At 63.2% G+C, this 24,582-nt stretch carries 21 protein-coding genes and 1 tRNA gene; 12 read left to right on the top strand and 10 right to left on the bottom strand.

The window, feature by feature from the left end; all coding sequences use genetic code 11:
* Positions 1 to 71: 71 nt before the first annotated feature.
* The 5 genes from R2N11_RS21620 to R2N11_RS21600 all read right to left on the bottom strand — a co-directional run bounded on the left by R2N11_RS21620 (position 72) and on the right by R2N11_RS21600 (position 6,494).
* Positions 72 to 1,148 (bottom strand): ABC transporter ATP-binding protein, encoded by a 1,077-nt coding sequence (locus R2N11_RS21620; RefSeq protein ID WP_199032571.1) that lies wholly within the window; start codon positions 1,146 to 1,148, stop codon positions 72 to 74.
* The gene (locus R2N11_RS21615; protein ID WP_316682347.1) at positions 1,141 to 2,952 is read right to left on the bottom strand and encodes an ABC transporter permease; all 1,812 of its coding nucleotides are present in this window, start codon (positions 2,950 to 2,952) and stop codon (positions 1,141 to 1,143) included. Before R2N11_RS21615 ends, R2N11_RS21620 begins: the two co-directional genes overlap by 8 nt.
* A gap of 88 nt (positions 2,953 to 3,040) precedes the next feature.
* Positions 3,041 to 4,147 (bottom strand): ABC transporter substrate-binding protein, encoded by a 1,107-nt coding sequence (locus R2N11_RS21610; RefSeq protein WP_199032569.1) that lies wholly within the window; start codon positions 4,145 to 4,147, stop codon positions 3,041 to 3,043.
* Between the two features lie 122 nt (positions 4,148 to 4,269).
* Complete coding sequence (locus R2N11_RS21605) at positions 4,270 to 5,793, bottom strand: sensor histidine kinase (protein WP_316682346.1); 1,524 nt, start codon at positions 5,791 to 5,793, stop codon at positions 4,270 to 4,272.
* On the bottom strand, positions 5,790 to 6,494 hold the full coding sequence (locus R2N11_RS21600) for a response regulator (protein ID WP_316682344.1): 705 nt from the start codon (positions 6,492 to 6,494) through the stop codon (positions 5,790 to 5,792). The genes R2N11_RS21605 and R2N11_RS21600 overlap by 4 nt, the downstream gene beginning before the upstream one ends.
* A 109-nt stretch (positions 6,495 to 6,603) precedes the next feature.
* Here R2N11_RS21600 and R2N11_RS21595 point away from each other — a divergent pair, with 109 nt between their 5' ends.
* Both R2N11_RS21595 and R2N11_RS21590 read left to right on the top strand, forming a co-directional pair.
* Complete coding sequence (locus R2N11_RS21595; protein WP_316682343.1) at positions 6,604 to 7,746, top strand: ABC transporter substrate-binding protein; 1,143 nt, start codon at positions 6,604 to 6,606, stop codon at positions 7,744 to 7,746.
* A gap of 335 nt (positions 7,747 to 8,081) precedes the next feature.
* The gene (locus R2N11_RS21590; protein ID WP_316682342.1) at positions 8,082 to 9,188 is read left to right on the top strand and encodes a porin; all 1,107 of its coding nucleotides are present in this window, start codon (positions 8,082 to 8,084) and stop codon (positions 9,186 to 9,188) included.
* A gap of 459 nt (positions 9,189 to 9,647) precedes the next feature.
* On the opposite strand, the gene R2N11_RS21585 is transcribed toward R2N11_RS21590, so the two are convergent.
* On the bottom strand, positions 9,648 to 10,859 hold the full coding sequence (locus R2N11_RS21585) for a Do family serine endopeptidase (protein ID WP_316682341.1): 1,212 nt from the start codon (positions 10,857 to 10,859) through the stop codon (positions 9,648 to 9,650).
* Between the two features lie 19 nt (positions 10,860 to 10,878).
* Between R2N11_RS21585 and R2N11_RS21580 the strand changes: the two genes are divergently transcribed.
* Positions 10,879 to 11,625, top strand: coding sequence for a Nif3-like dinuclear metal center hexameric protein (locus R2N11_RS21580; RefSeq protein WP_316682340.1), 747 nt, complete (start codon positions 10,879 to 10,881; stop codon positions 11,623 to 11,625).
* A 15-nt stretch (positions 11,626 to 11,640) separates the two neighbouring features.
* Here R2N11_RS21580 and mscL read toward each other — a convergent pair whose 3' ends face one another.
* Positions 11,641 to 12,072 carry a large conductance mechanosensitive channel protein MscL gene (mscL, locus tag R2N11_RS21575; RefSeq protein WP_199032562.1) on the bottom strand — a complete coding sequence of 144 codons (432 nt, stop codon included), beginning with the start codon at positions 12,070 to 12,072 and terminating at the stop codon, positions 11,641 to 11,643.
* Positions 12,073 to 12,317: 245 nt separating this feature from the next.
* On the opposite strand from mscL, the gene petA reads away from it, so the two are divergent.
* The 6 genes from petA to R2N11_RS21545 all read left to right on the top strand — a co-directional run bounded on the left by petA (position 12,318) and on the right by R2N11_RS21545 (position 16,545).
* Positions 12,318 to 12,926 carry a ubiquinol-cytochrome c reductase iron-sulfur subunit gene (petA, locus tag R2N11_RS21570; protein ID WP_316682338.1) on the top strand — a complete coding sequence of 203 codons (609 nt, stop codon included), beginning with the start codon at positions 12,318 to 12,320 and terminating at the stop codon, positions 12,924 to 12,926.
* The gene (locus tag R2N11_RS21565; protein WP_199032011.1) at positions 12,926 to 14,329 is read left to right on the top strand and encodes a cytochrome b; all 1,404 of its coding nucleotides are present in this window, start codon (positions 12,926 to 12,928) and stop codon (positions 14,327 to 14,329) included. The genes petA and R2N11_RS21565 overlap by 1 nt, the downstream gene beginning before the upstream one ends.
* 37 nt (positions 14,330 to 14,366) lie before the next feature.
* Positions 14,367 to 15,110 (top strand): cytochrome c1, encoded by a 744-nt coding sequence (locus R2N11_RS21560; protein ID WP_199031999.1) that lies wholly within the window; start codon positions 14,367 to 14,369, stop codon positions 15,108 to 15,110.
* Between the two features lie 150 nt (positions 15,111 to 15,260).
* Entirely contained in the window at positions 15,261 to 15,872 is a 612-nt protein-coding gene (locus tag R2N11_RS21555; RefSeq protein WP_004634649.1) for a glutathione S-transferase N-terminal domain-containing protein, read from the top strand.
* A 73-nt stretch (positions 15,873 to 15,945) separates the two neighbouring features.
* Entirely contained in the window at positions 15,946 to 16,440 is a 495-nt protein-coding gene (locus tag R2N11_RS21550; protein ID WP_316682336.1) for a ClpXP protease specificity-enhancing factor, read from the top strand.
* 29 nt (positions 16,441 to 16,469) lie between these two features.
* Positions 16,470 to 16,545, top strand: a tRNA-Thr gene (locus R2N11_RS21545).
* 75 nt (positions 16,546 to 16,620) lie between these two features.
* Here the strand turns inward: R2N11_RS21545 and R2N11_RS21540 are convergent.
* Positions 16,621 to 16,950 carry a hypothetical protein gene (locus R2N11_RS21540; protein ID WP_316682334.1) on the bottom strand — a complete coding sequence of 110 codons (330 nt, stop codon included), beginning with the start codon at positions 16,948 to 16,950 and terminating at the stop codon, positions 16,621 to 16,623.
* Positions 16,951 to 17,610: 660 nt separating this feature from the next.
* Here R2N11_RS21540 and R2N11_RS21535 point away from each other — a divergent pair.
* The 3 genes from R2N11_RS21535 (at position 17,611) to R2N11_RS21525 (ending at position 21,178) form a co-directional block, all read left to right on the top strand.
* Complete coding sequence (locus R2N11_RS21535) at positions 17,611 to 19,053, top strand: carbohydrate porin (RefSeq protein ID WP_316682333.1); 1,443 nt, start codon at positions 17,611 to 17,613, stop codon at positions 19,051 to 19,053.
* Between the two features lie 232 nt (positions 19,054 to 19,285).
* Positions 19,286 to 19,492 (top strand): hypothetical protein, encoded by a 207-nt coding sequence (locus R2N11_RS21530; protein WP_199032003.1) that lies wholly within the window; start codon positions 19,286 to 19,288, stop codon positions 19,490 to 19,492.
* Between the two features lie 42 nt (positions 19,493 to 19,534).
* Positions 19,535 to 21,178, top strand: a complete 1,644-nt coding sequence (locus R2N11_RS21525; RefSeq protein ID WP_316682332.1) for an NRAMP family divalent metal transporter — start codon at positions 19,535 to 19,537, stop codon at positions 21,176 to 21,178.
* Positions 21,179 to 21,246: 68 nt separating this feature from the next.
* On the opposite strand, the gene R2N11_RS21520 is transcribed toward R2N11_RS21525, so the two are convergent.
* Complete coding sequence (locus R2N11_RS21520; RefSeq protein ID WP_316682331.1) at positions 21,247 to 23,637, bottom strand: TonB-dependent siderophore receptor; 2,391 nt, start codon at positions 23,635 to 23,637, stop codon at positions 21,247 to 21,249.
* A 117-nt stretch (positions 23,638 to 23,754) separates the two neighbouring features.
* Positions 23,755 to 24,582 carry a FecR family protein gene (locus R2N11_RS21515; RefSeq protein ID WP_316682330.1) on the bottom strand — a complete coding sequence of 276 codons (828 nt, stop codon included), beginning with the start codon at positions 24,580 to 24,582 and terminating at the stop codon, positions 23,755 to 23,757.

Here is a 24,582-nt window from a genome sequence, read left to right as displayed (position 1 = left end):
CCACGGGTCGTCGAAAGGTCCAAAGAAAAAGGCAGCCGAAGCTGCCTTTTTTTTGTTGCCGTTGAAGCCGCTTATGCCGCGTACAACCAGAACTGCTCGCGTGGGAAGGTCAGCGCGTACTGGCCATCGCTCGGAGCGCTGCTGGCGTAGGCGCGCAGGCCAGTGCCCGTCGCACCGCTGGCGCGGAACAGGCATTCCCAGCGGTCACCCAAATACATGCGCGTGGCCAGTGGCAGGTGGATCGTGTTGTCGGCGTTGTCTTGTCCAACGCGCACTTGCTCCAGGCGGATCACACCGTGCGCCGATGCACCCGGCTTCAGATCACCACGTGCAACACCCCACAGTGACCAACCACCAGCTTCGTCCACCAGCCGGGCCATACCGTCGCGCACCTCGGCAATCTTGCCGTTGACGCGGTTGTTGCTGCCCATGAACTCGGCGGTGAAGAGCGTTTGTGGCGCGCCGTACATCTCTTCGGGCGTACCTTGCTGTTCGATCACGCCGTTGTTCAGCAGCAGGATGCGGTCGGACATGGCCATCGCTTCGCTCTGGTCGTGCGTGACCATCAGCGCCGAGAGGCCCAGGCGCACGATCAGCTCGCGCAGGAAGGCGCGGGCTTCTTCACGCAGCTTGGCGTCGAGGTTGGAGAGCGGCTCGTCGAGCAGGATCACGGGCGGGTTGTAGACCAGCGCACGGGCAATCGCCACGCGCTGCTGCTGGCCGCCGGAGAGCTGGCTCGGAAAGCGCTCGCCCAGATGGCCGAGGCCCAGTTGCTGCAGCACGGCCTGCACGCGTTCCTTGATCTGTGCGGCGGGCGTCTTGCGCAGCTTGAGCGGGTAGGCGACGTTTTCGGCGACGGTCTTGTGCGGCCACAGCGCGTAGGACTGGAACACCAGGCCCAGGTTGCGCCCCTCGGCCGGCACGTCGAGCTTCTTGGCGCCGTCGAACATGACGCGATCGCCGATCTTGACGGTACCTTGGCTGGCCTGTTCCAGGCCGGCGACGGCGCGCAGCAGTGTGGTCTTGCCCGAACCCGACGGGCCCAGCAGCGAGACAACCTCGCCCTTCTGCAACTGCATCGAAACACCCTTGAGAACCGGGTTGGTGCCGTACTGCAGGTGCAGGTCGTTGACGGTGAGTTCAATCATGGAGTTTCACCCCGAAGCGCAGTGCAATGCCGAGGCCGACGGCCACCAGCACAATGTTGACGAAGGACAGCGCGGCGACGATATCGATGGCGCCGCCCGCCCACAGAGAGACAAGCATCGAGCCGATCGTCTCGGTGCCCGGCGAGAGCAGGTACACACCGGTCGAGTACTCGCGCTCGAAAATCAGGAAGATCAGCAGCCACGCGCCAAGCAGGCCGTAGCGCGTGAGCGGCACGGTCACATCGCGTGTCGTGCGGGCGCGGGTGGCACCCACCGAGCGTGCCGCTTCTTCCAGTTCGGGGCCGACCTGCAGCAGTGCGGCCGAGATTAATCGCAGGCCGTAGGCCATCCACACCACCGTGTAGGCAATCCACACGCTGAAGATCGTGCTGCGCAGGTCGCGCAGGCTCGGCACGATGTTCTCGATGATCCAGTTGGCGAAGGGCAGGCCGCTGTCGGTCAGGCCGGTTTCGATCCAGTTCGGCACGAACAGGAACACCCACAGGAAGGCGAGACCGGCCAGCAGGCCCGGCACCGCACGCGGCACCAGCACGCTGTAGTCGAGGAAACGCGTCCAGCCGTCCGGCTTGCGGTGCATGGCCAGACCGATGCAGGTGTAGCACGCCACCGCAATCGCACCGCCGATCACGCCGATCAGCACCGTGTTGACCATCGCACGCAGGAACTGCGGCTGCTCGAAGATCTGCTGGAACGCCGTGGTCGAGAACGCTTCCACCAACGATACGCCTTCACCCCAGTTCGACACGAAGGCGCGCAGCGCGATGCCCGAGAGCGGTACCACCACCGTGACGAAGAACCAGAACACGACGATCGCCCACGCGGGCCAGCGCCACTTGCCCAGCGGCAGCGGGCGGCTGCGCGTGACCTTGCCTTTGACGGTGACGAAGCGGTTGGCCGACTTCAGCATGTAGCGCTGCAGCAGCACCAGCGGGAAGGTCACCATCACCAGACAGACCGCTACGGCTGCCATCAGGTGATAGGCCGGCGTGCCGAGTTTGTTGGTCAGCTTGTACAGATACGTGGCCAGCACGAGGTGGCCTTCCGGATCGCCCAGCACCAGCACCAAGCCGAACACTTCGAAGCCCAGGAAGGTCACCAGCACGGCTGCGTACAGCAGGGCGGGGCGCACCATCGGCAAGCTCACGTTGAGCGCCACCGACAGCGGCGATGCACCGGCGATGCGCGCGGCTTCTTCCACATCGGAGCCCAGGCTGCGCAGTGCCGACGAGACATACAGGTACACGTGCGGCACGTGCGTCAGGCCAGCAATGATGATGATGCTGGTGAACGAGTACACGTTCCACGGTGCACCACCGAACAGGTGCTTGAACCACACCGTGTAGAAGCCCACGGGGCCAGCCGAGACCACGTAGCCGAAGGCCAGCACCATCGGCGAGACGAACACCGGGATCATCAGCAGCGGCTCAAGGATGCGACGGCCAGGCAGGTCCGAACGCACCATCAGGAACGCCAGGATGCCGCCCAGCGGTACCGAGATCGCGGCCAGGCCAAAGGCCAGCGCAGCCGACTTTTCAAAGGCGTGCCAGAAATCCGAATCCGTAAAGATGAAGCGATACGCATCCAGCCCCGCCAGCGCGTCCGGCATAAAGAACGGCGCGGAGAGGAAGCTCTGGTAGAAGATCAGCGCCAGCGGCGTGAAAATCGCCAGCGCGGTAAGCAGGATGACCACGCCGCGCGGCAAAGCCTGTCCCACACGCGTCCAGGGCGAGCGCTTGAGGGAGACTTCCGAAGCGGCGGCACGGTCTTGCGCTAGAGAACGCATGGTGCCTCCAAGAGGGGCCGGCGCCAGAGTCGGATGGCGCCGGCAGGTCGGTCAGATAAGAGGAATCGTGATTCCGCTAGTCAGCAGATCAGCGACCGGCGGCGGTGCGCCATTGCTTGATGAAGTCCAGGCGCTTCTTCGGCTCCAGGAACGTCAGGATCGACTCGTCCACCGGGATCGGCTTGATCGAGTTGCCGAGAATCTTCTTCAGGCCGGCAGCGGTGGCTTCGCCCGTCACGTCGTCACGCAGCGAGTGCAGGTCCGACTTGTTGGCGAGGATGTCCTGGCCGCGCTTGGACAGGATGTAGTCCAGCCACAGCTTGGCGGCGTTCGGGTTCTTCGCCTTCTTGGCGATCATCGCCACGCGCGAGACCACCAGCGTGTAGTCCTTCGGATAGACGATGCCGATCGACGGGTCCTTCTTGGCGCGCGCAATCGCGTACGAACCGAGGATGTTGTAGGCCACCAGGTTTTCGCCCGAGGCCACACGCTCCATCATCGTGCCGGTGGACGACTGCAGCACCAGGTTCGGGCCCACGGCCTTGACGAAGTCGAAGTACTGCGGCGAATCCAGGTTGTCCTGCGCGGCCATCATGAAGCCCACGGCAGACTTCTCGATGTCGTACGTCGTGACCTTGTTCTTGAAACGCTCGGGCTGGCTGCTGACCAGCTTGGCGAAATCGGCGTGCGTTTGCGGCACTTCCGAATCCTTTATCAGGCGCTTGTTGTACAGGAACACGGCCGGCTCGTACGTCGTGCCGTAAGCCAGGCCCTTGTGGACGGCCCACGTCGGCAGATGCGGCACTTCGGGCGAGTCGTACTTCAGCGCGTAGGTCTGCGCGAGCTTGAGCTGCGAGTCCATCGACGAGTTCCACATCATGTCGGCCGAGGCGCCGCCGGCGGCCTGCTCGCTGATGAAGCGGTTGTACAGCTCGCTGCTGTTCATGTCGTTGTACTCGACCTTCACACCGGGGTAGAGCGACTCGAAGTCCTTGATCAGCGGATCGGCGGCCTTGGTATCGGTCGTGGCGTAGACCACCACCTTGCCTTCCTTCTTGGCGGCGGCAATGGTGTCGGCGTAGCTGGCGGGGTAGCCAGCCGGGACTTGCGCGAGTGCAGCGGTGCTGAGGGTCAGAGCGGCAGCTGCAATCGAAACGAGAGCGGCGTGCGCGGGCACAAAGCGGCCACGAAGCATGGGTTTGTCTCCTGTTTGCTTGTGATGGTGTGGGGCCGGCTACTTATGGCTTGATGCGTGTAGCTCGGGCGGATGGCCCCAGGTGCGGCGCAGTATAGAAGTCGCGCGCTTTCGTCACGCTTTCATTGATGCTGCTGCGTTGCAGCATGCTCAGGAGACGTTGTCGATGGCGTGAGCGGTACGCGAATCCGCGCTGACAAGCCCACGCCGCCATGCCCGTTCGGCTCACCATCGGCCAGCTCGATTTGCCCGCCACTGCGCCCCGCATAAGCCCGCGCGATCGCCAATCCCAGGCCTGAACCCTCTGCAGCGTAGCGTGCATCCTTCGGCGCGCTTTTGGGTTTACCCGCACGACCACCGCCTTCATGTGCACGGCGGAATCGCTGAAACGCGTGCGCGCGTTCGTCGGCGCTCATGCCGGGGCCGGTGTCGTCCACGCAGACGAGCGCGGTGTCGCCGTCGGCAATGGCACGCACGGTGATGCGTCCACCAGCGGGTGTGTAGCGGATCGCGTTGTGTACGAGATTGGACAGCGCCTCACGCAGGAAGGCGGGGTAGCCCGTGACGGACAGGGTTGCAGCGAGCCCTGCATCGTCCCAGCCGAGATCCTGCTGCTTTTCGCGCGCCAGCGGCAAGGCGTCGACCACCACATCGCGCGCCAGCTCGCCCAGGTCGAACGTCTCGGCCGGTGCGTCCTGCCCTGCGTGCCGCGCACGGGCGAGCGCGAGCAACTGCGAGGTCAGCCGGTTGGTCGACTGCAACCGCGCGATGATCGCCGTGAGGCTTTCACGCACGCGCACCGGGTCGGTCTCGCGCAGCGCGTACTCGGCCTGCGTGAGCAGCACGGCCAGCGGCGTGCGCATCTGATGCGATGCATCGGCGAGGAACTGGCTCTGTGCTTCCGCCAGTTCTGCGTAGCGCTGGATGTGGTGGTTGATCGCTTGCACCAGCGGGCGGACTTCGGCGGGCACGTCCGCGGCATCGAGCGGCCGCAAGTCGTCAGAAGCACGGACTGCAATGCTGCGCGCCAAGCGATTTAGCGGACGCAGCGCCACGGTCACGCCCAGCCACAGCAGCGCGGCGCTCACGACCACCAGCGCTGCATCGCGCAGCAGGGTGCCGCGCCAGACGGCCTGTTGCAGCGCGCGCCGCGTCTCGATGGTCTCGGCCACCTGGATCACGATGCGCGCCGGCAGCCCCGGTTGATACAGCGGCTTGGCGACGGCGGCCACGCGCACCGGTTCGCCGTGGTACAGCGCGTCGTAGAAGAACTCGGTGTCGTTTTCCAGGCGCGTGGCGGGCAGTGGCAGATCGTCATACCCGGTGAGCGCGGCCTCCGGAGGCTTGCCGGGCGCGGGCTCGAAGGCGACGCGGTAATAGACGCTGCTCTGCGCGGTCGACTCGAACATCGACAGCGCCACGTACGGCACGTTGACCTGTACCTGCCCGCGCTCGATCGTCACGCCGTTCTCGATGGCGCGCACCGAGCCGAGCAGGGCGCGGTCGTACGCGCGATCGGTGGCGCTGCGCAGCGCCTGGTATGCGCTCACGATGTCGATTGCCAGCACGCCGATCAACCCGGGCAGCAGCAGCCACAGCAGCGTGAGTTTCAGGCTGCGTGGCAGCAGGGCAAGCCGTTGCGTCATGGGGCGGTGTTGTCGCCGACGGTGCTGGCGTCGCTCGCGCCCGTTTCGAGCATGTAGCCCAGGCCGCGCACCGTGACGATCTGCACGCCCGTGCCCGCCAGCTTCTTACGCAGGCGGTGCACGACCACCTCCACGGCGTCAGGGCTTGAATCGCTGTCCAGATTGAAGACCTTGTCAAACAGATGCACTTTGCCGATCGGCTGGCCGGTCTTGTGCAGCAGTGCCGACAGTGCAGCGTGCTCGCGCGGCGTGAGCGAGAGCGGCTCGCCTGACAGCAGGAACGCCTTGCGCCCGGTATCGAACTCCAGCGGCCCGCAGCGCAGGCGCGGGAAGGCCCGGCCACGGCTGCGCCGAATCAGGGCCATCAGCCGCGCTTCCAGCTCGGACAGTGCGAACGGTTTGGTGAGGAAGTCATCCGCGCCCGCGTTGAGACCGCGCACGCGCTCATCCAGCGCGCCCTGCGCTGTGAGGATCAGCACCGGCGTGCGGTCATCCCGCGCACGCATGTCGGCCAGCACGGCAAAGCCGTCCTTGCGCGGCAGGCGCAGGTCCAGTACCACCGCGTCAAATTCTCCGGAGCCGAGGAAGGCCTCAGCAATCACGCCATCGGCTGCGCGCTCGATCACGAAGCCGCTTTGCGCCAGCGCGCGCGCCAGCCATGCCGCCAATTCGTCCTCATCCTCCACCAGCAAGATCCGCATCGGGTGTCTCTCAATATCGTTCTGTGTGCTTTTTCATGATAATGCGTGCGGCCTGTATCTCGATTACACCGTCGAATCACACCAACCTCATGGATGCGGGCTGATCTGCATGTCGTCCACCCCAAATTCCCGTCGCCGCTGGCTGTGCCAGACCGCTGCATTACTGGCCGCGGGGGGCGCCGTTTCGCTTGAGGGTCATGCGCAATGGCTGGCGAGCGCCGCGCCCGAATTGCCCTCGTATTACCCGCGCGACTACGGCGCGATGATCGACGCCGCCCGGCAAGAAGGCCGGGTCACGGTCTACTCGACGACGGACTTTGCCGCTGCGCACCCGCTCATCCGCGCATTCGAGGCACGTTATCCCGGTATCACCGTCGACTACCGCGAGCAAAACAGCGACGACATCTACCGACGCTTCCTCGCAGAACTGGCCTCCAAGTCGCCCGGCGCCGACGTCGTGTGGAGCTCGGCGATGCCCGAGCAATTCAAGCTCGTCAACGATGGCCATGCGCTGTCATATGCATCACCCGAGCGGCCGTACCTGCCGTCATGGGCCATCTGGAAGAGCGAGGCCTACGGCACGAGCTACGAGCCAGTCGTCTTCGTCTACAACGCGCGCCAGTTGTCCGCTGATCTGGTGCCCTCCACGCACGCCGATTTCGCCCGCATTCTCAACGGCCATCGCGACTTGCTGCGCGGCCGCGTTGCCGCATACGACATCGAGCACTCGGGCTCCGCCTTCCTTTTTGCCGCCGAAGATGCGCGCACCTCCCCCGTGTTCTGGGATGTTGCCCGGGCATTGGGTGGCGTCAACGTCAACCTGTACATCACGACGGCCGCCATGCTCGAGCGCGTGGCCTCAGGCGAGAGCCTGCTCGCCTACGACGTGATCGGCTCGTACGCCGCCCGCTACGCCGATCGCAATCCCGCGCTCGCCATCAAGATGCCGACCGACTACACGCTGGTCGCCACCCGCGTCGCCTTCATCGCTCGCCGCGCTGCCCGGCCGAACGCTGCGCGCCTGTGGCTCGACTTCATGCTCTCGCGTGACGGCCAGAGTGTGATGGCCGACCGCGCATTCCTTTTCTCGCTGCGCCAGGACGTCGAGACCGGGCTGACGGCCAAGCGTCTGCTCGCCGAACTGGGTAACACGCATCGGCCCATTCCAGTCGGCCCGGGTTTACTCGCCCATCAAGATCAGCTGCGTCGTGCCGATTTCCTGAGGAGATGGCGCGCCGCGCTGGGTCGCTGAGAAAAAGAGATCCATCAGCCTCTTTTCGTGTTGGCGTGGCGAGAAGGCGACAAATTCTGTCGACACCCGGGTGACAAAAATGGGGCGTTACCAGCCCCGACAATTGCCCGCCAACCCCCGCGCCATCGCGCAAAAAGCCGCTCCAGCCCCCCATCCAAAGGGGGCTGCGCCGTGTTGCCCATGAGCAACAACTTGGCCGCAAATCGCCTCCCAGAGCCAAAAAGGGTTTCCGGAATCTGTCAACGCTGGCCCATAATGCCGACAGACGTGAGGTATCTGCGTCGTCCATAAGGACAGTCAAGATTTCCCAATCAGTTGACAAGGAAAGTGTCGATATGAAGATGAAACTGTTTGCAGCTGCTGTTGCAGCTCTGGCCGCCGGTGGCGCCTATGCACAATCCTCCGTGACCCTGTACGGCGTGGTCGACGCTGGTCTGACCTACGCAAACAAGGTGCCGGGCGCAACCGCTGGTTCGAGCGGCTCGCGTATTGGCCTGGATTCGGGTGGCCTGTCGGGCTCGCGTTGGGGCCTGCGTGGCGTTGAAGACCTGGGCGGTGGCCTGAAGGGTATCTTCAACCTGGAAAGCGGCTTCAACGTTGACACCGGCACGTCGGGTCAAGGTGGCCGTCTGTTCGGTCGTAACGCTTACGTCGGTCTGCAAGGCCAGTGGGGTCAACTGACCCTGGGTCGTCAGCAAAACCTGCTGTACGACTTCTCGCTGGTGTATGACCCGATGGCAATCGCCACGCGTTACTCGCTGGCTTCGCAAGACCAGTTCTTCTCGGGTCGTGCTGACAACGCTGTTAAGTACATCGGCACGTTCGGTGGCCTGAGCGTCTCGGCTCTGTACTCGTTCAACAACAACGGTAACGAAGTTGCTGGCAGCAGCAAGACCGGCCGTGAGTGGAGCCTGGGTGCTAACTACGCTGGCGGCCCGCTGGGCATCGGCGCAGTGTATGACTCGACCAACTCGACGACCGTTGGTAGCGACAACAAGGAACAACGCGCCACGATCGCTGGCACGTACGCCTTCGGTCCGGCCAAGCTGTACGCTGGCTACCGTTGGTACAAGGCTAACTACGCAACCGTTGCTGGCAATGGCAACCTGAAGTCGAACCTGTACTGGGCAGGCCTGGGCTACCAAGCTACGCCGGCTCTGACGCTGACGGGTACGGCTTACTACCAACAGTTCAAGAACAGCGGCACGGGCAACCCGTGGCTGTTCGTGGTCGGCACCGACTACGCTCTGTCGAAGCGCACCGACGCTTACTTCAACCTGGCCTATGCTAAGAACAGCGGCGGTTCGGGTCTGGGCGTGATCGGCCTGAACGACGCTAGCTACGCTGGTACGACGCTGACGAACGGCAGCCAAGTGTTCTCGGGCCCGGGCAACAGCAACAACCAGTTCGGCGCTACCGTCGGCCTGCGTCACAAGTTCTAATTTGACGCGCTCGTAAGAGCGTATCGAATTAGACGGTTAAACGCCGATCCCGAAAGGGGTCGGCGTTTTTCTTTGTGTGGGCGATTCGTGTTGCGACAGATTGGCCTGAGTGGCGCAGCAACGAAGATGGTTGGTGGTTTCTGCCACCGGATGCGGGGTGGGTCCACTCACGGAAACCCACGAGGATTGCGGGCCGAGTACGGGGTGTGGTCTTGCCTGCGCAAGCGTGAGTTGACTGGCCTGCAGCCATGCTTCAGTTGCGATGGAGCAGCGCCATCGCGCGGGGCGTGATGTGAAGCGGGGCGCCTGCGCCTTGGGTAGGCCGGTGCTCTGGGGCGGGGGCTGGTTGTCCGGGCGAAGGCGTTCATTTTCCCGGCTGCGCCGCACCTACATGCGGCGATACCAATAGAAAACGGCGGCACATTGGCCGCCGTTTCACGGTTGGATTGCGTGCTTGCCTTACTGCTCTTCTTCGTCTTGTGAGGGCATCGGGACGTTGCGTCGTGTTGGGGCTGGACGCTTGCCGACGACAATTGTGAGTTCAACAGCCTTACCCTTGCGTGACACGGCCACCTTGGCTTCCGCGCCAGGCTTGAGTTGAGCAATGCTATTAAGCAGCGCGGTCGTGTCAGAGATCGGTTCGCCATTCACGCTGGTGAGGATATCACCGGGGCGCAGGCCAGCCCTATCGGCTGGTCCTCCCTGGACCACAGCGGCAATCAGTGCGCCATCCTTGCGTGACAGGCTGAATGATTCCGCAATCTCCGGTGTCACGTCCTGTGGTTCAACGCCGATCCAGCCGCGCACCACACCGCCCGTCGAGATGATGGATTCCATCACCTGCTTGGCCACCGATACCGGAATTGCAAAGCCGATCCCCAGCGAGCCGCCCGAACGCGAATAGATGGCGGTATTGATGCCGACCAGGTTGCCGTCCGCGTCGACCAGTGCGCCGCCTGAGTTGCCAGGGTTGATCGCCGCGTCGGTCTGGATGAAGTTCTCGAACGTGTTGATGCCCAGGTGGCTGCGGCCCAGCGCCGAAACGATGCCCATGGTGACCGTCTGACCCACACCAAACGGGTTGCCGATGGCGAGCACCACATCGCCGACGCGCACATTTTCCAGGCGCCCGAGCGTAATGGCGGGCAGGTTGGGCAGATCGATTTTCAGAACGGCCAGGTCAGTTTCCGGATCGGAGCCGACCACCTTGGCATTGGCTTTGCGGCCGTCGGTGAGGGCCACCTCGATCTCGTCAGCGCCGTCCACGACATGGTGGTTCGTTAGAATGTAGCCTTCCGAGCTGACAATCACGCCCGAGCCCAGGCTAGCCGTCGGCTCCTGGCGTTGCTCAGGGGCGCGGTCGCCGAAGAAGAAGCGGAACCACGGGTCTGTGCTGGCCTGTGGGTTGCTGTTGCGCTTCGGGGCGTTCTTGCTGCTGAAGATGTTGACCACCGCCGGCATCGCCACCTTGGCGGCTTCCGCGTAGGAGTTGCTGGAGGTGCCGCCGTGGCCGATCGGCGCGACTTCTTTCAGTGCGACGATGGGCGAGCCGGACTGCACAGCCATCTTGCCCCGCTGCAGCCACTCGGGCTTGAGGGTAGCAATCACAAACCAGACGGCCAGCACGACCGTGACGGCTTGTGCAAAAAACAGCCAAAAGCGGCGCAACATAGGGCGAAATTGAGTCGAAATGGATCGAAAAGAACTTGAATTGTACTTGAACGACCTGTTGCAAGCGGCTCGTTTTCGGGACTATTGCCCGAATGGTCTGCAAGTGCAGGGTCGCGAAGACGTCACCCACATTGTGACGGGGGTCACCGCCAGTTTGGCGTTGATCGAGGCGGCTATTGATGCGCGTGCGGATGCCATCCTCGTGCATCATGGCTACTTCTGGAAGGGAGAGGACGCCTGTATCGTGAGTCAGAAGCACGCCCGTCTGAAGCGGCTTCTTGCGAACGACCTGAATCTCTTCGCGTACCACCTGCCGCTGGATGCGCACCCAGCGTTCGGCAACAACGCGCAACTGGGCGCCTTGCTAGGCATCGAGCCCAAGGGGCGCTTCGGTGATGATGAGCTGGGTTGGACTGGCGTGTTGCCTCAAGCGACCACGCTAGCGGCTTTTGCCGAAACTGTTGCAGCTCGGCTGAATCGAGTCCCACTGGTGCTTGGCGAAGCCGATCGGCCGGTGCGTACGGTCGGGTGGTGCACGGGGGGCGCGCAGGGCTGGTTTGAAGCGGCGGTGGCGGCTGGCGTGGACGTCTACCTGAGTGGCGAGGCATCCGAGCAGACCACGCATTTGGCGCGCGAATCCGGTGTGGCCTACATCGGGGCGGGCCATCATGCCACCGAGCGCGGTGGCGTGCAGGCGCTCGGCAACCATCTCGCCGAGCGCTTTGGCCTGCGTCACACCTTCATCGATATTCCGAATCCTGTGTGACGCAGTGCGTGCCGATTAACCCTTGGTCTTCAGGCTGTCTCGGATTTCGCGCAGCAGCACAATGTCTTCCGGCGTTGCTGGGGCGGCTTCGGGTGCCTTGTTGGCTTCGGTCACGCGCGTGATGGCGCGCACCATCAGAAACACGATAAACGCCAGGATCAGGAAGTTGACCGCCACGGTAATGAAGTTGCCGTAGGCGAAGACCGGCACACCCGCCTTCTTCAGGTCGGCCAACGTCTGCGGCACGCCCGCGGGGGCATCCGCAAGCTGGATGTACAGATTCGAGAAATCGAGCTTGCCGATGATGCGGCCGATCAGCGGCATGATCAGATCATTGACCAGCGAGTCGACGATCTTGCCGAACGCCGCACCGATGATTACACCGACTGCCAGGTCGATGACGTTGCCGCGCATCGCGAATTTTTTGAAGTCTTGCACAAGTGCCATCGGTTTTCTCCGGATTGTTTGATTCGACACAAACGGTCAAGCTGTGGATCGGTTGACCTGAATTGTTGAAAGCGAGTTTATAGGAGACACTCCGAAACCGCGCTGGCACTGGGCTGGCGGGCGATCGGTAGGTCAACTATATCCGCAAGCAGCGCGCCCCGCGACGGGTATCGTCGGCTTGGTACGCTCGGGTATAATTTTTGGTTGACGCGAACCTATCTTGATTTCTCACCCTGGGGTCTTGAATGAGTGACCAGCAAAACGTGGACAAGGGTCGCCGCAATCTGTTGATTGCGACGTCCGTCGCTGGTGGTGTGGGAGGGGTTGCAGTAGCGGCCCCTTTCGTTTGCACATTCGCACCATCTGAAAAAGCCCGTGCAGCGGGCGCGCCCGTAGAGGCGGATGTCAGCGACCTGGCCCCTGGCCAGATGAAGGTGGTGGAATGGCGCGGCAAGCCGGTCTGGCTGCTCAAGCGCACGCCCGACATGCTGGAATCGCTCAAGAAGACCGACGCTGAAGTCGCCGACCCCAAGTCCGACGTGCCCTTCACCATGAAGACGCCGGACTACTGCAAGAACGAAACCCGCTCCCGCGCCGAACACAAAGACCTGCTGGTCGTGGTCGGTATCTGCTCTCACCTGGGTTGCTCTCCGTCCGGTCCGTTTCCCGCAGGCGCCAACGTGCAGCTTGCCGGCGACCCCGGCTTCGTCTGCCCTTGCCATGGCTCCACGTTCGACCTGGCTGGTCGCGTGTTCAAGAACAAGCCCGCACCGCAGAACCTGGACATTCCGCCGTACATGTTCCTGTCGGACACGAAGCTGGTGATCGGTAAAGACGAGAAAGGAGAGGCTTGATCATGGCCGAGAAGAAGGTGGAGACAACCGGACTGCTGGGCTGGATCGATGCACGCTTCCCGGCATCCGAGCTGTGGAAGGCGCATCTGTCGGAGTACTACGCGCCCAAGAATTTCAACTTCTGGTATTTCTTTGGCTCACTGGCGCTGCTGGTGCTGGTGATCCAGATCCTCACCGGTATCTTCCTGGTGATGAACTACAAGCCGGACGGCACGCTCAACGCCGCTGGCATCCCCGTCGCCTATGCGAGCGTGGAGTTCATCATGCGCGAGGTGCCGTGGGGCTGGCTGGTGCGCTACATGCACTCGACCGGCGCGTCGGCGTTCTTTGTCGTGGTCTATATGCACATGTTCCGCGGCATGCTGTACGGCTCGTACCGTAAGCCGCGCGAGCTGGTGTGGATCTTCGGCTGCCTGATCTTCCTGTGCCTGATGGCCGAGGCCTTCATGGGCTATCTGCTGCCGTGGGGCCAGATGTCGTACTGGGGCGCGCAGGTGATCGTGAACCTGTTCTCCGCCATTCCGCTGATCGGCCCGGACCTGTCGCTGTGGATTCGCGGTGACTACGTGGTGTCGGACGCGACGCTCAACCGCTTCTTCTCGTTCCACGTGATTGCGGTGCCGCTGGTGCTGCTGGGCCTGGTGGTGGCGCACATTATCGCGCTGCACGAAGTGGGCTCGAACAACCCGGATGGTGTCGAGATCAAGGCCAAGAAGGACGAGCGCGGCATTCCGCTCGACGGCATCCCGTTCCACCCGTACTACTCGGTGCACGACATCGTGGGTGTGGCGGTGTTCCTGTTCATCTTCAGCGCGATCGTGTTCTTCGCGCCGGAAATGGGCGGCTACTTCCTGGAGGCCAACAACTTCATCCCGGCCGATTCGCTGAAGACGCCGCCGCACATCGCGCCGGTGTGGTACTTCACGCCGTTCTACTCGATGCTGCGTGCGACCACGTCGGACTTCCTGCCGATCCTGTGGGGTTTCCTGGCCATCATGCTGGGCCTGCTGTTCGTGCGCTCGAAGAGCATGAAGGTCAAGGGCGTGGCCGTGGCTGTGGCCGTGGTCCTGGCGCTGGGCTTTGCCTTCATCGACGCCAAGTTCTGGGGCGTGGTGGTGATGGGCGGCTCGGTGGTGATCTTCTTCTTCCTGCCGTGGCTGGATCAATCGCCAGTCAAGTCGATCCGCTATCGTCCGGGCTTCCACAAGGTGCTACTGATCCTCTTCGTGATCGCCTTTGCGGTGCTGGGCTACCTGGGTATCCAGCCGCCGAGCCCGATCGGTTCGATCATCTCGCAGATCGGCACCATTCTGTACTTCGCGTTCTTCCTCGCGATGCCGATCTGGAGCCGGATCGGGACGTTCAAGCCCGTGCCTGAGCGCGTCACGTTCACGCCGCACTGATTCGAGCCGAGCACAAGGACCCATGAAGGACACAAGAATGAAAAAGCTGCTTGCGATTTTCGCCTTGGCCGGTCTCGTGTTTGCCGCGCCTGTGATGGCCAACGAGGGCGGCGTACCGCTTGATCCGGCGCCCAACCAATCCAGCGACGCGTCAGCACTGCAACGCGGTGCCAAGCTGTTCGTCAACTACTGCCTGAACTGCCATGGCGCCAGCGCCATGCGCTACAACCGCCTGCGCGACATCGGCCTGTCCGAAGAGCAGATCCAGAAGAACCTGCTGTTCACATCGGACAAGGTCGGTGACTTGATGACCATCGCCATGTCGCGTGATGACGCCAAGAAGTGGTTTGGCGCCGTTCCGCCGGACCTGTCGGTGATTGCCCGTGCGCGCGGCAGCGATTGGCTCTATACCTATCTGCGCACGTTCTACCGCGACGACACGCGTCCGACCGGCTGGAACAACCTGGTGTTCGACAAGGTCGGCATGCCGCACGTGCTGTGGGAGCTGCAGGGCCAGCAGGTGCCGAAGTATGCCGAGGTCAAGTCCGAGCACGGCGAGGTTGAGAAGAAGCTGGTCGGCTTTGAACTGGCGGTGCCGGGCAAGATGAGCAAGGTCGAATACGACCAGGCAGCGGCCGATCTCGTCACGTATCTGGACTGGATGGCCGAGCCCGCCGGTAACCTGCGCAAGCGCCTGGGCGTGTGGGTTCTGTTGTTCATTGGCGTGTTCTTTGTGCTGGCCTGGCGCCTGAATGCGGCCTATTGGAAGGACATCAAGTAAAATCCGTGTTTTCCGGGCAAGGGCTAGGCCGGTGAAGAACTGGTCCTAGCCCTTTCCCTTTTGGCTTTTTGTGCCGTGGCGGTAAGGTTTGCCGCCACGGTTGTACCGTCATCGGGCCGCCCCCGGCCCATGCGTCAAGGAACTACAACCATGATGGTCTTGTACTCGGGCACCACTTGCCCGTTCTCGCAGCGTTGCCGCCTCGTCCTGTTCGAAAAGGGCATGGATTTCGAGATTCGCGACGTCGATCTCTTCAACAAGCCGGAAGACATCGCGGTGATGAACCCGTACGGCCAGGTACCCATCCTGGTCGAGCGCGACCTCATCCTGTACGAGTCGAACATCATCAATGAGTACATCGACGAGCGCTTCCCGCACCCGCAACTGATGCCGGCTGACCCGGTACAGCGTGCCCGTGCGCGCCTGTTCCTGTTCAACTTCGAAAAGGAACTCTTCACGCACGTGTCCGTGCTGGAGAACGAGAAGGGCAAGGCCGCCGAGAAGAATCACGAGAAGGCGCGCGCCGCTATCCGTGACCGCCTCACGCAGCTGGCTCCGATCTTCCTGAAGAACAAGTACATGCTGGGCGAAGAGTTCTCGATGCTCGACGTGGCGATCGCGCCGCTGCTGTGGCGCCTGGATCACTACGGCATCGAGGTCTCGAAGAACGCCGCGCCGCTGATGAAATACGCTGAGCGTATCTTCAGCCGTCCGGCGTATATTGAAGCGCTGACGCCGTCGGAAAAGGTGATGCGCCGCTGATCGCCGCCGGGATGCCGGCTGCGCGTTGGGTTGAACCTGAGCGCGGCCGCGTCCGACGGTTACTGATTTCATCATGCCGGAAACTTCGACCAAGCCCTATCTGATCCGGGCCATTTACGAATGGTGCACGGACAACGGCTTCACGCCGTACATTGCTGTCTTCGTCGACAACAGCACCAACGTGCCGCGCGAGTTCGTCAAGAATGACGAGATCGTGCTGAACGTGAGCTTTGACGCGACCAGCCAGCTCGACATGGGCAACGAGTGGATTACCTTCCAGGCGCGTTTCTCGGGCGTGTCGCGCAAGATCGAAGTGCCGGTCGAGAATGTGCTCGCAGTGTATGCGCGCGAGAACGGGCAGGGCATGGCGTTCCCGGTTGAGCGCAGTGCGCCGACCACGCAAGCCGCTACCGAACGCGAGAACAATCCGCCGCCCAAGCTGGCTGCGGTGGACTCGGAGTCGGTGCCCGCACCGGTTGCCGCAGAGGTGGATGGTGGCCCGGAAGACGAGCCGCCACCGAATGTGCCACGAATTGGTGGCAAACCTGCACTGAAGGTCGTCAAGTAGCGCTTGTTGGGTTAGAATCGCGTTTCTTTGCCGGCTTAGCTCATCTGGTAGAGCAGTTGATTTGTAATCATCAGGTGGCGGGTTCGAGTCCTGCAGCCGGCACCAAATGCAAAAGCGGCTTCCGAAAGGAAGCCGCTTTTTCTTTGTCCGTCCGCAATGCGTGACGGTGCCGGGGAGGCCTCAACCCCGCCGAACCCAAATCACCTTGCCATTCTGGATGCCCAAGTTACGGCGTTCTTCCCGATAGTCCATCGTGCCCGGCAATGCCTTGCCGTCCCGTTCGCTGACGCGCCACAGGCAGCCGTTCAGCAGGGCCGTTGCGTCTTGCTCAGACTTGCCGATCAGCGTGTCGTCCGGAGCAGAAGCTGCCTGGCATGTGGTTGCCGGTTGCGTGTGTTCAGCCATGGGGGCTTCGCCTCCGTTCTTGGTTTGTCCTGTGCCGGTCGTCGAGCATCCGGCGATGCTTGCGATGGCGGCAACTGCCGCGAGCATCGTTGCTAAGCGCGTCATACAACCTCTCGTTTGTGTCGAATGTGGAAAGCGATGGAATGCAGTGTGCGGTGGCGCAGTGCCCCCGCGTTCGTGGCGGTAGTGTATCCACTCGGTCAGTTAAGCAGATGCAGTAGCGGGGAGCGAATGTCCATGGCACGTGGTCTGCGCATCAGGAATCCGCACGTGGTTTGTGTGGTTGCGTATGTACTGAGGGGGAGTATTTTATGATGTGGCCAAGATGCCCGAAAATGGCGCCGGCACGCCAATTCCGCGCCAGCCTTAGGTCTGCGGAGCATGCCCATGTTGCCGGCGTGCAAAGCGCCTTCCTTCCCCTCCAAAAAACGCTTGCCGAGTCCAAGAACACTTTGTTACTCTGCGCCCCGTCATAGCTACGGAGATGTTCTCCATGGACAGTTGTTCTAGTCGATCTTCGATCGCACTCTGAACGGCTAGACAGTCTCGGCGCATCGCTTTCGCTTCGCGCCCCTCCACTGCCTAGCCGTATGCACGGCGGGTAGTGGCACTTGTGCGGGTTCTCCGGACAAGCCTCTTCCCACAATTCGATTGTTGTACCGACACGGCCATGTGGCTGCGTGCGCGCTTGCGTTCGTGGTCTCTTGGGAGGACCGTGGTCGGCTCGCGCCTACGTTCGTCATAGAAACGAACGGGGGAGGTCTCATGCTGTTTCTCTCGATGCTGCAATACGTTTGGGTTGCGGTGCGTCCGCTCGTTCTGGTTCGTGTGGCTGCGCTTCGCCGTCCGACTCTCCTGACAGTGATGGCGCTGCTGTCCGTTGCTACCCAGGCTGCCCGTGCGGATGGTGCCCCTGCTTCTGCGCCGGCCGCCGATACACCGCTGATTGCCGGTGGTGAACTGGATGATCGCTTCGGCTTTCACGGCCAATCCACCTGGGTCTGGCAGGCCAAGCCTGCATTCAAGTCGCCGTATGCCGGCGACAACAGCCTGACCGGAGACCGCGCGACCAGTTATTCCTTCAGTACCACGCTCGACCTGGGCATGCGGTTGTGGAAGGGGGCGGAGTTCCACTTCAATCCGGAAGTCATCATGGGCAAGGCGTTCTCGGATTTGCACGGTCTGGGTGGCCCGACCAACGGCGAGCTAGCGAAGGTGACGGGCACCGACCCGACCCTGTACCGCGCCCGCGCTTTTCTGCGCCAGACCTGGGGCTTGGGTGGCGATACGGAAAAGATCGACGCCGACTTCAACCAGTTTGCCGACGTGGTCGACAAGCGCCGCGTGGTGCTGACGGTGGGCAACATGCCGGTGCTGGATGTGTTTGACGGCGTGGAGTATTCGCACGATCCGCGCACGCAGTTCCTGAACTGGTCGTTCATGGCGAGCCCGTCGTTCGACTACCCTGCAGATGCACGCGGCTACGACTGGGGCATCGCGCTGGAGTACATCGACAGCGAACTTGGCTGGGCTGCACGTGCTGGCCGCTTCTTGCAGCCGATCCAGTCGAACGGGTTGGCACTGGATTCTGCCTTCATGCAGCACTACGGTGACATGGTGGAGCTGGAAAAGAGCTACACGCTGTTCGGCCAGGACGGCAAGGTGCGGCTGATGGGCTGGCGCAACAAGACACGCATGGGCCGCTTTGATGACGCCATCGCACTCGGCCAAGCCACGGGCAGCGCGCCGGACGTAAGCCTGGTGCGCAAGGAGCACGCGAAGGTGGGTGTGGGGCTGTCGTTCGAGCAGAAGGCGGGTGAGAACCTGGGTCTGTTTGCGCGGCTGAACTGGTCGGATGACAAGACCGAGACGTACGCCTTTACTGAAGTGGGGCGCAACGTGTCGTTCGGTGGCCTGCTCAAGGGCACGTCGTGGGGGCGCCCCAATGATGTGGTGGGCGCGGCATTTTCGCTGAACATGTTGGGCCCGGATCACCGGGCATACCTGGCGGCGGGCGGCAGTGGCGCGTTCCTGGGCGATGGCGCGTTGAACTATGGCCACGAGCGCGTACTCGAACTGTTTTACAGCGTTCAACCGGTCAAGGGCCTCATGCTCAGCCCCGATTTTCAATTGATCCAGAACCCTGGCTACAACCGGGACCGCGGCCCTGCCAAGTTTTACGGCATGCGCGTCCACGCCGAGTTCTAAGACCTACGGAGGACCCATATGGACAGTCCGAGTCGACCTTATCCGACATTTCTTTCCTACTAGGCGAGTCCGCCGCACGGTTGTTCCCTGCTGCTGACTTGCCGCCCCGGCAAGGCAGCGGTGTCTGCATCGCTCCTTGATTGTTTGAATCTGCCGCCCTGGGTAAGACAACCCGTGCGCGGCGATTGCCGCATGCTGTGCACGCGTCGTGCCCATGCGGTCAGGAGTTGTTATGCGCAAATTCAACATCCCCGCCCGTCGTTTTTCGGCCATTGCTCTGCCGTTCAGCTCACCGTTCGTGCAGGCCCGCGCTGGCGCACCTGAGCGTGCCAACGCCGTGCCCGTCACATCCAACCGCCGCGCCGACGACGGTGGCCAATCGCTCTCCAACCACAGCTATGCCGCTGCAGCCATCCGGCTGTCGCGCACCTACTGGTAACGGTCGTGGCATCCAACAACACCAACACAAACGGAGGTCGACATGACCCAATTCGCTTCGGGCATCGACGCACCACCACGTCATGCCGCACTCGACGACGCGCACGTCGGTGATATTCGCGGTGCGCTCGGCACCATTGCGCACCACGATACTGGGGCGCGCGACAACTGGCGCGCACGCCTGCGCACGCTACTGGCCATCCTCGGGCCTGGCCTGATCGTGATGGTCGGCGACAACGACGCTGGCGCCTTCGGCACGTACACGCAAGCCGGGCAGAACTACGGCACTACGCTGTTATGGACGCTGATGCTGCTCATTCCTGTGCTGTACGTGAACCAGGAAATGGTGCTGCGGTTGGGTGCCGTCACGCGGGTCGGCCACGCGCGGCTGATCTTCGCGCGCTTCGGCAAGTTCTGGGGCAGCTTCTCCGTTATCGACCTGTTCCTCGTCAATGCGTTGACGTTGGTGACGGAGTTCATTGGCATCAGCCTCGCGCTGGAATATCTCGGCATTCCGCGCCACTGGGGTGTGTGCGCGGCGGCGGCGCTGGTCATGCTGGCTGCGTCCACCGGTGACTTCCGACGGTTCGAGCGCTTTGCACTCGCGCTGGTGGCGGGCAGTCTTACGCTCATTCCGATCTTTCTGATGGTGCATCCGCCGATGGGGCAGGTGGCACGCGATTTCTTCGTGCCTGCTCTACCGGCCGGTGCACCGCTGGCGGAGGTGATGCTGCTGATCATCGCTATCGTCGGGACGACCGTCGCGCCGTGGCAGTTGTTCTTCCAACAAAGCTATGTGATCGACAAGCGCATTACCGCGCGCTTCATCCGCTATGAGCGCGCGGACCTGTGGCTGGGCATCGTGCTCGTGATTGCCGGCGCGGTGGCGATGATTGCCTTCAGCGCGCAGGCTTTCCACGGCACGCCTGAGTTCGGCAACTACACCGATGCACTGGGCACGGCGAAAGGGCTGGAGGCCCATTCGGGCCGCTGGGCCGGCATTTTGTTTGCCATTGCGCTGCTGGATGCCAGCATCATCGGCGCGTGCGCAGTGTCGTTGTCGACGGCCTATGCGATTGGCGATGTATTTGCCGTGCGGCATTCGCTGCATCGCAAGCCGACGGAGGCCAAGGGCTTCTATGCCGTCTACTTCGGTTTGACGTTGCTGGCCGCTGGCCTGGTGCTGACGCCGGGTGTGCCGTTGGGCCTGCTGACCAATGCCGTGCAATCGCTGGCGGGCGTGCTGTTGCCGAGTGCCACGGTGTTCCTGCTGCTGTTGTGTAACGACAAGGCCGTGCTGGGCCCGTGGACGAACGGCCGCGCGATGAACGTCTTCACCGGCGGTGTGGTGGCGGTGTTGGTGATGCTGTCGGTCATCCTGACGGCTGCGGTGCTGTTCCCGGGCATTGGCGAGTTCGAGATCGGTGCGATCCTGATCGGCGGTTCGGTCGTCGCGGTGGTGATGTCGCTGGTGCTGTGGCGCATCGAGCGGCGCAACCAGCGGCCGCATCATCCGCAACGCGTGAGCGTGCTGGACCGCGACCACTGGACCATGCCGCCGCTGGAGCAACTTACGCCGGCACGTTGGACGCCGCTCAAGCGTACGTGGATGTTCGTGCTGCGCGGCTACCTAGTGGTGGCGGCGGGGCTGGTGCTGGTACGCATTGCCGGGCTGATCACCCAGTGAGCCAGTAGCAGAAATAAGACGGGCCACGGATGTTGTGGCCCGTTTTTCTTTGGCAATGGAGCAGCGCGTTACCAGGCGTACTTGGCCGTTGCCAGCACCGTGCGCCCGTTGTTGTAGATGCAGCGTGTGGCGTCGTAGCAGCCAGAGATGACCTCGCGGTTGCCCAGATTCGTGCCGTTGAGCGCAAAGCGCCAGTGCCCAACGGTGTAGAAGATGGACGCATCAAACAGCGTGTAGCCCGGCACCTTGAGCGAGTTGTCCGGCGCACCGGCCGTCGGGCTGATATAGCGCACGCCGGCTCCGACGCCCACGCCCTGCAGTGCACCCGAGCGGATGCGGTAGTCCGTCCACAACGATGCCATCTGGCGTGGAATCGGAATGGCGATCGGCCACTTGTTGAGCGTGACGTCGTTGGCCTTGGTGTTGCGCACGTCCTGATACGTGTAGCTGGCAATCACGTTCCAGCCCGGTAGCAGTTGCGTCGTGCCTTCCAGCTCGATGCCTTGCGAGCGGATCTCACCCGACTGCGCGTTGTGCATGCCGGTCGGGTCGTTGAGGTCGGGCGTGAGCACATTGGTCTGGTGGATCTGGAACACCGCCGCCGTGATCGACGTCTTGCTGCTCGGCGCAAACTTGATGCCGGCCTCGATCTGTTTGCCCTTGGTCGGCTTGAACGGCTGGTTGTTGCGGTCCGTGCCGATGGTCGGGTTGAACGACGTCGAATAGCTCATGTACGGCGACAGCCCGTACGGCCCGAGGTACACCACGCCCACACGGCCGGTGAAGGCGGAATCGCGCTGACTGGTGTTGGTGCCGGCGAGCAGGTCGTCGGTGCGCAGGTCGCTCCAGTCGTGACGGCCGCCGAGCGTGAAGACCCAGCGCTCGCCCAGCTTGATCTGATCCTGCAGGTACACACCCAGCTGCGTCTGCTTCTGGTGGATGTCCTGCGGCGATGCCCCCGAGCCGTCGAAGATCGACCAGTCAAACGGCGCATACACCGGGTTGTACAAATCCAGCGACGAGGTGAGGGCGTAGTTCTCGGGGTCCTTGGTGGTCTGGCGCTGGTAGTCCACGCCGGCCAGGAAGGTGTGCCGCGCGATGCCGGTGGCGAACTTCGCCTGAACCTGCGTGTCGACGTCGAATCGTCCGTAGCTCGGCTTGGCGATGCCGGCGTAGCGCCACATCATGCGCTGTGTCGGGTCGCTCGGGTCCAGGCCCACGCCGTAGGTCATGCGGTCGTCCAGCTTCAGGTGCATGTAGCGCGTGTTCTGCCGCACCGTCCAGGTGTCGTTGAGCTTGTGCTCGAACTGGTAGCCGAGCGAGTACTGCGTCTTCTCGTACGCATCAAAGTCCGGCGAGCCCGTGAACAGCGTGGCCGGAATTTTGCCGTTCGGGTTCGGCAGGATGGTGCCGCTGGCCGGGAGGAAGTTGTCGGACGAGTTGGTCTTGTCGCGCAGATAGGTCGCCAGCAGCGTGAGCGTGGTGTCCGCCGATGGCTTCCAGGTGAGCGAGGGCGCCACCATCAGGCGTTGGTCCTTGAACGGGCCGAAAGGCAGGTTGCCGTCGCGCGCAACGGCCGTCAGTCGATACGACAGCTTGCCGTCGGCATCGAGCGCGCCGGCAAAGTCACCGGCCACCTGCTTGCGCGCATGGCTGCCGTATTGCACTTCAATCTCGCGGATCGGTTCGGTGGTCGGCTGCTTGGTGACGATGTTCACCGTGCCGCCCGGGTCGCCCTGGCCATACAGCACAGACGACGGCCCGCGCAGCAGCTCGACGCGCTCGATCTGCCAAGGGTCCACGCGCCAGCTCGCCAGGTTGATGGTGTTGGGCAACTGCAGCCCGTCCAGGTAAGTTGCGGGCACGAAGCCGCGTACGGCGGTGTACCAGTCCGAACGCGTGCCCGCGCCATATGACGACACCGAGGCCGAGTAGCGCAGCGCCTCGTTCACACTCTGCGCGCCCTGGGCTTCGAAGCGGTCGCGCGGCACCACGCTGATCGACTGCGGAATCTCCGAGAGCGGCACATCGGTCTTGGTGCCGGTGGCGCTGCGCTGGGCGATGTAGCCGCGCACAGGGCCCGTGGCCGATTCCTGCTGCGCACTGGCAGTCGCCACCGTGGCCGGCAACGTGACCTGTGCGCTGCCGCCAGTCGGTTCGATGGTGAACGTGTTGCCACCTTGCTTGCGCGCCACCAGCCCGGACTGCGCGAGCACTCTGTCGAGTGCATCTTCCACGCGCATCTGGCCTTGCACGCGCGGGGCCGTCTTGCCCGCCGTCAGCGAACTGGCAAAGACAAGCTGCGCGCCTGCCTGCCGTGCGAGCGCATTGAGCGCGGCATCGAGCGGCTCGGCAGGAATGTCGATGGTCAGGCGGGTTTGCGCGAAGGCGGCACCGGCCAGCAGCGCGGCCACGGCCAGCCCGATCAGGCGCGGCGCGCGTCGTTGTGTGCGAATCACTGTGAAGCTCCCCGTGTTGAATCTGTTGGTCTGTTGGTCTGTTGATCTATTGGTCTAGGTCACAGGGGAGTAGACGAACTGCATGCCGGGCATCCCTACCTCGGCGTGCAGATTTTTTCAGCGGACGACGCTGCGGGCGAGGATGCGCACCGTGTCGTTGGCCTCGCGGCGCACAGCAACCGGTAGGATGGACGGCAGCAGATCCAGCAGTGCATCGGTGCGCGCGCTGTCGAACACGCCGGAGATCTGCAGGCGGCCCAGTGCCGGATCGGTCAGCACAGCGGGCGTTGCACGATAGCGGTTGATGTCGGCCACGGCTTGCGCCAGCGGCGTGCGGTCGAACATCAGCTTGCCGTCTTTCCAGGCGATGGCGGCGCCGGGGTCGGGCGCGGCGCGCGCGGTGAGCGTGCCGTTGAACGATTCGGCCGCCTGGCGGGCCGTCAGCAGCACGGCATCGCCCGAGGCATCTTCCACGTGCACGCGGCCGCGCAGCACCGTCACCGTCACGCGCGGATCGGCGCGTCGCACGTTGAAGGCGGTGCCGATCACGCGCACGGTCGTCTCGCCCGCGCGCACCACGAAGGGTCGCCACGTCGAATGCGTCACGTCGAACAGCGCCTCGCCATCGACGAGACGGACTTGCCGCGACCGCAGATGCCATTCCACCTCGGCAACCGTGCGCGTGTTGAGCGTGAGGTCGCTGCCGTCGGGCAGGGTGAGGTGCTGGCGTTCGCCTGCGGCCGTGGCGTAGCGCTGCGTATGCCAGGCCGGATCCGCCCACAGCACCGCACCGAGCAGCGCGACGATACCGGCTGCCACCATCGGTGCCCGCCGACGCGGCGCCTGTGCCGGCAATTCCGGCATGGCAAAGCCCGCCCGCAGCGTGCTGCGATGGCGCGCCAGGCTGTCGTCCTCGCGGGAGAAGTCGTCGGGTGGATGGGGCAT

This window comes from Ralstonia flaminis (assembly GCF_958415495.1).
GTDB classification, from domain to species: Bacteria; Pseudomonadota; Gammaproteobacteria; order Burkholderiales; family Burkholderiaceae; genus Ralstonia; species Ralstonia flaminis.
This window is presented reverse-complemented; position numbering and strand designations above follow the sequence as displayed.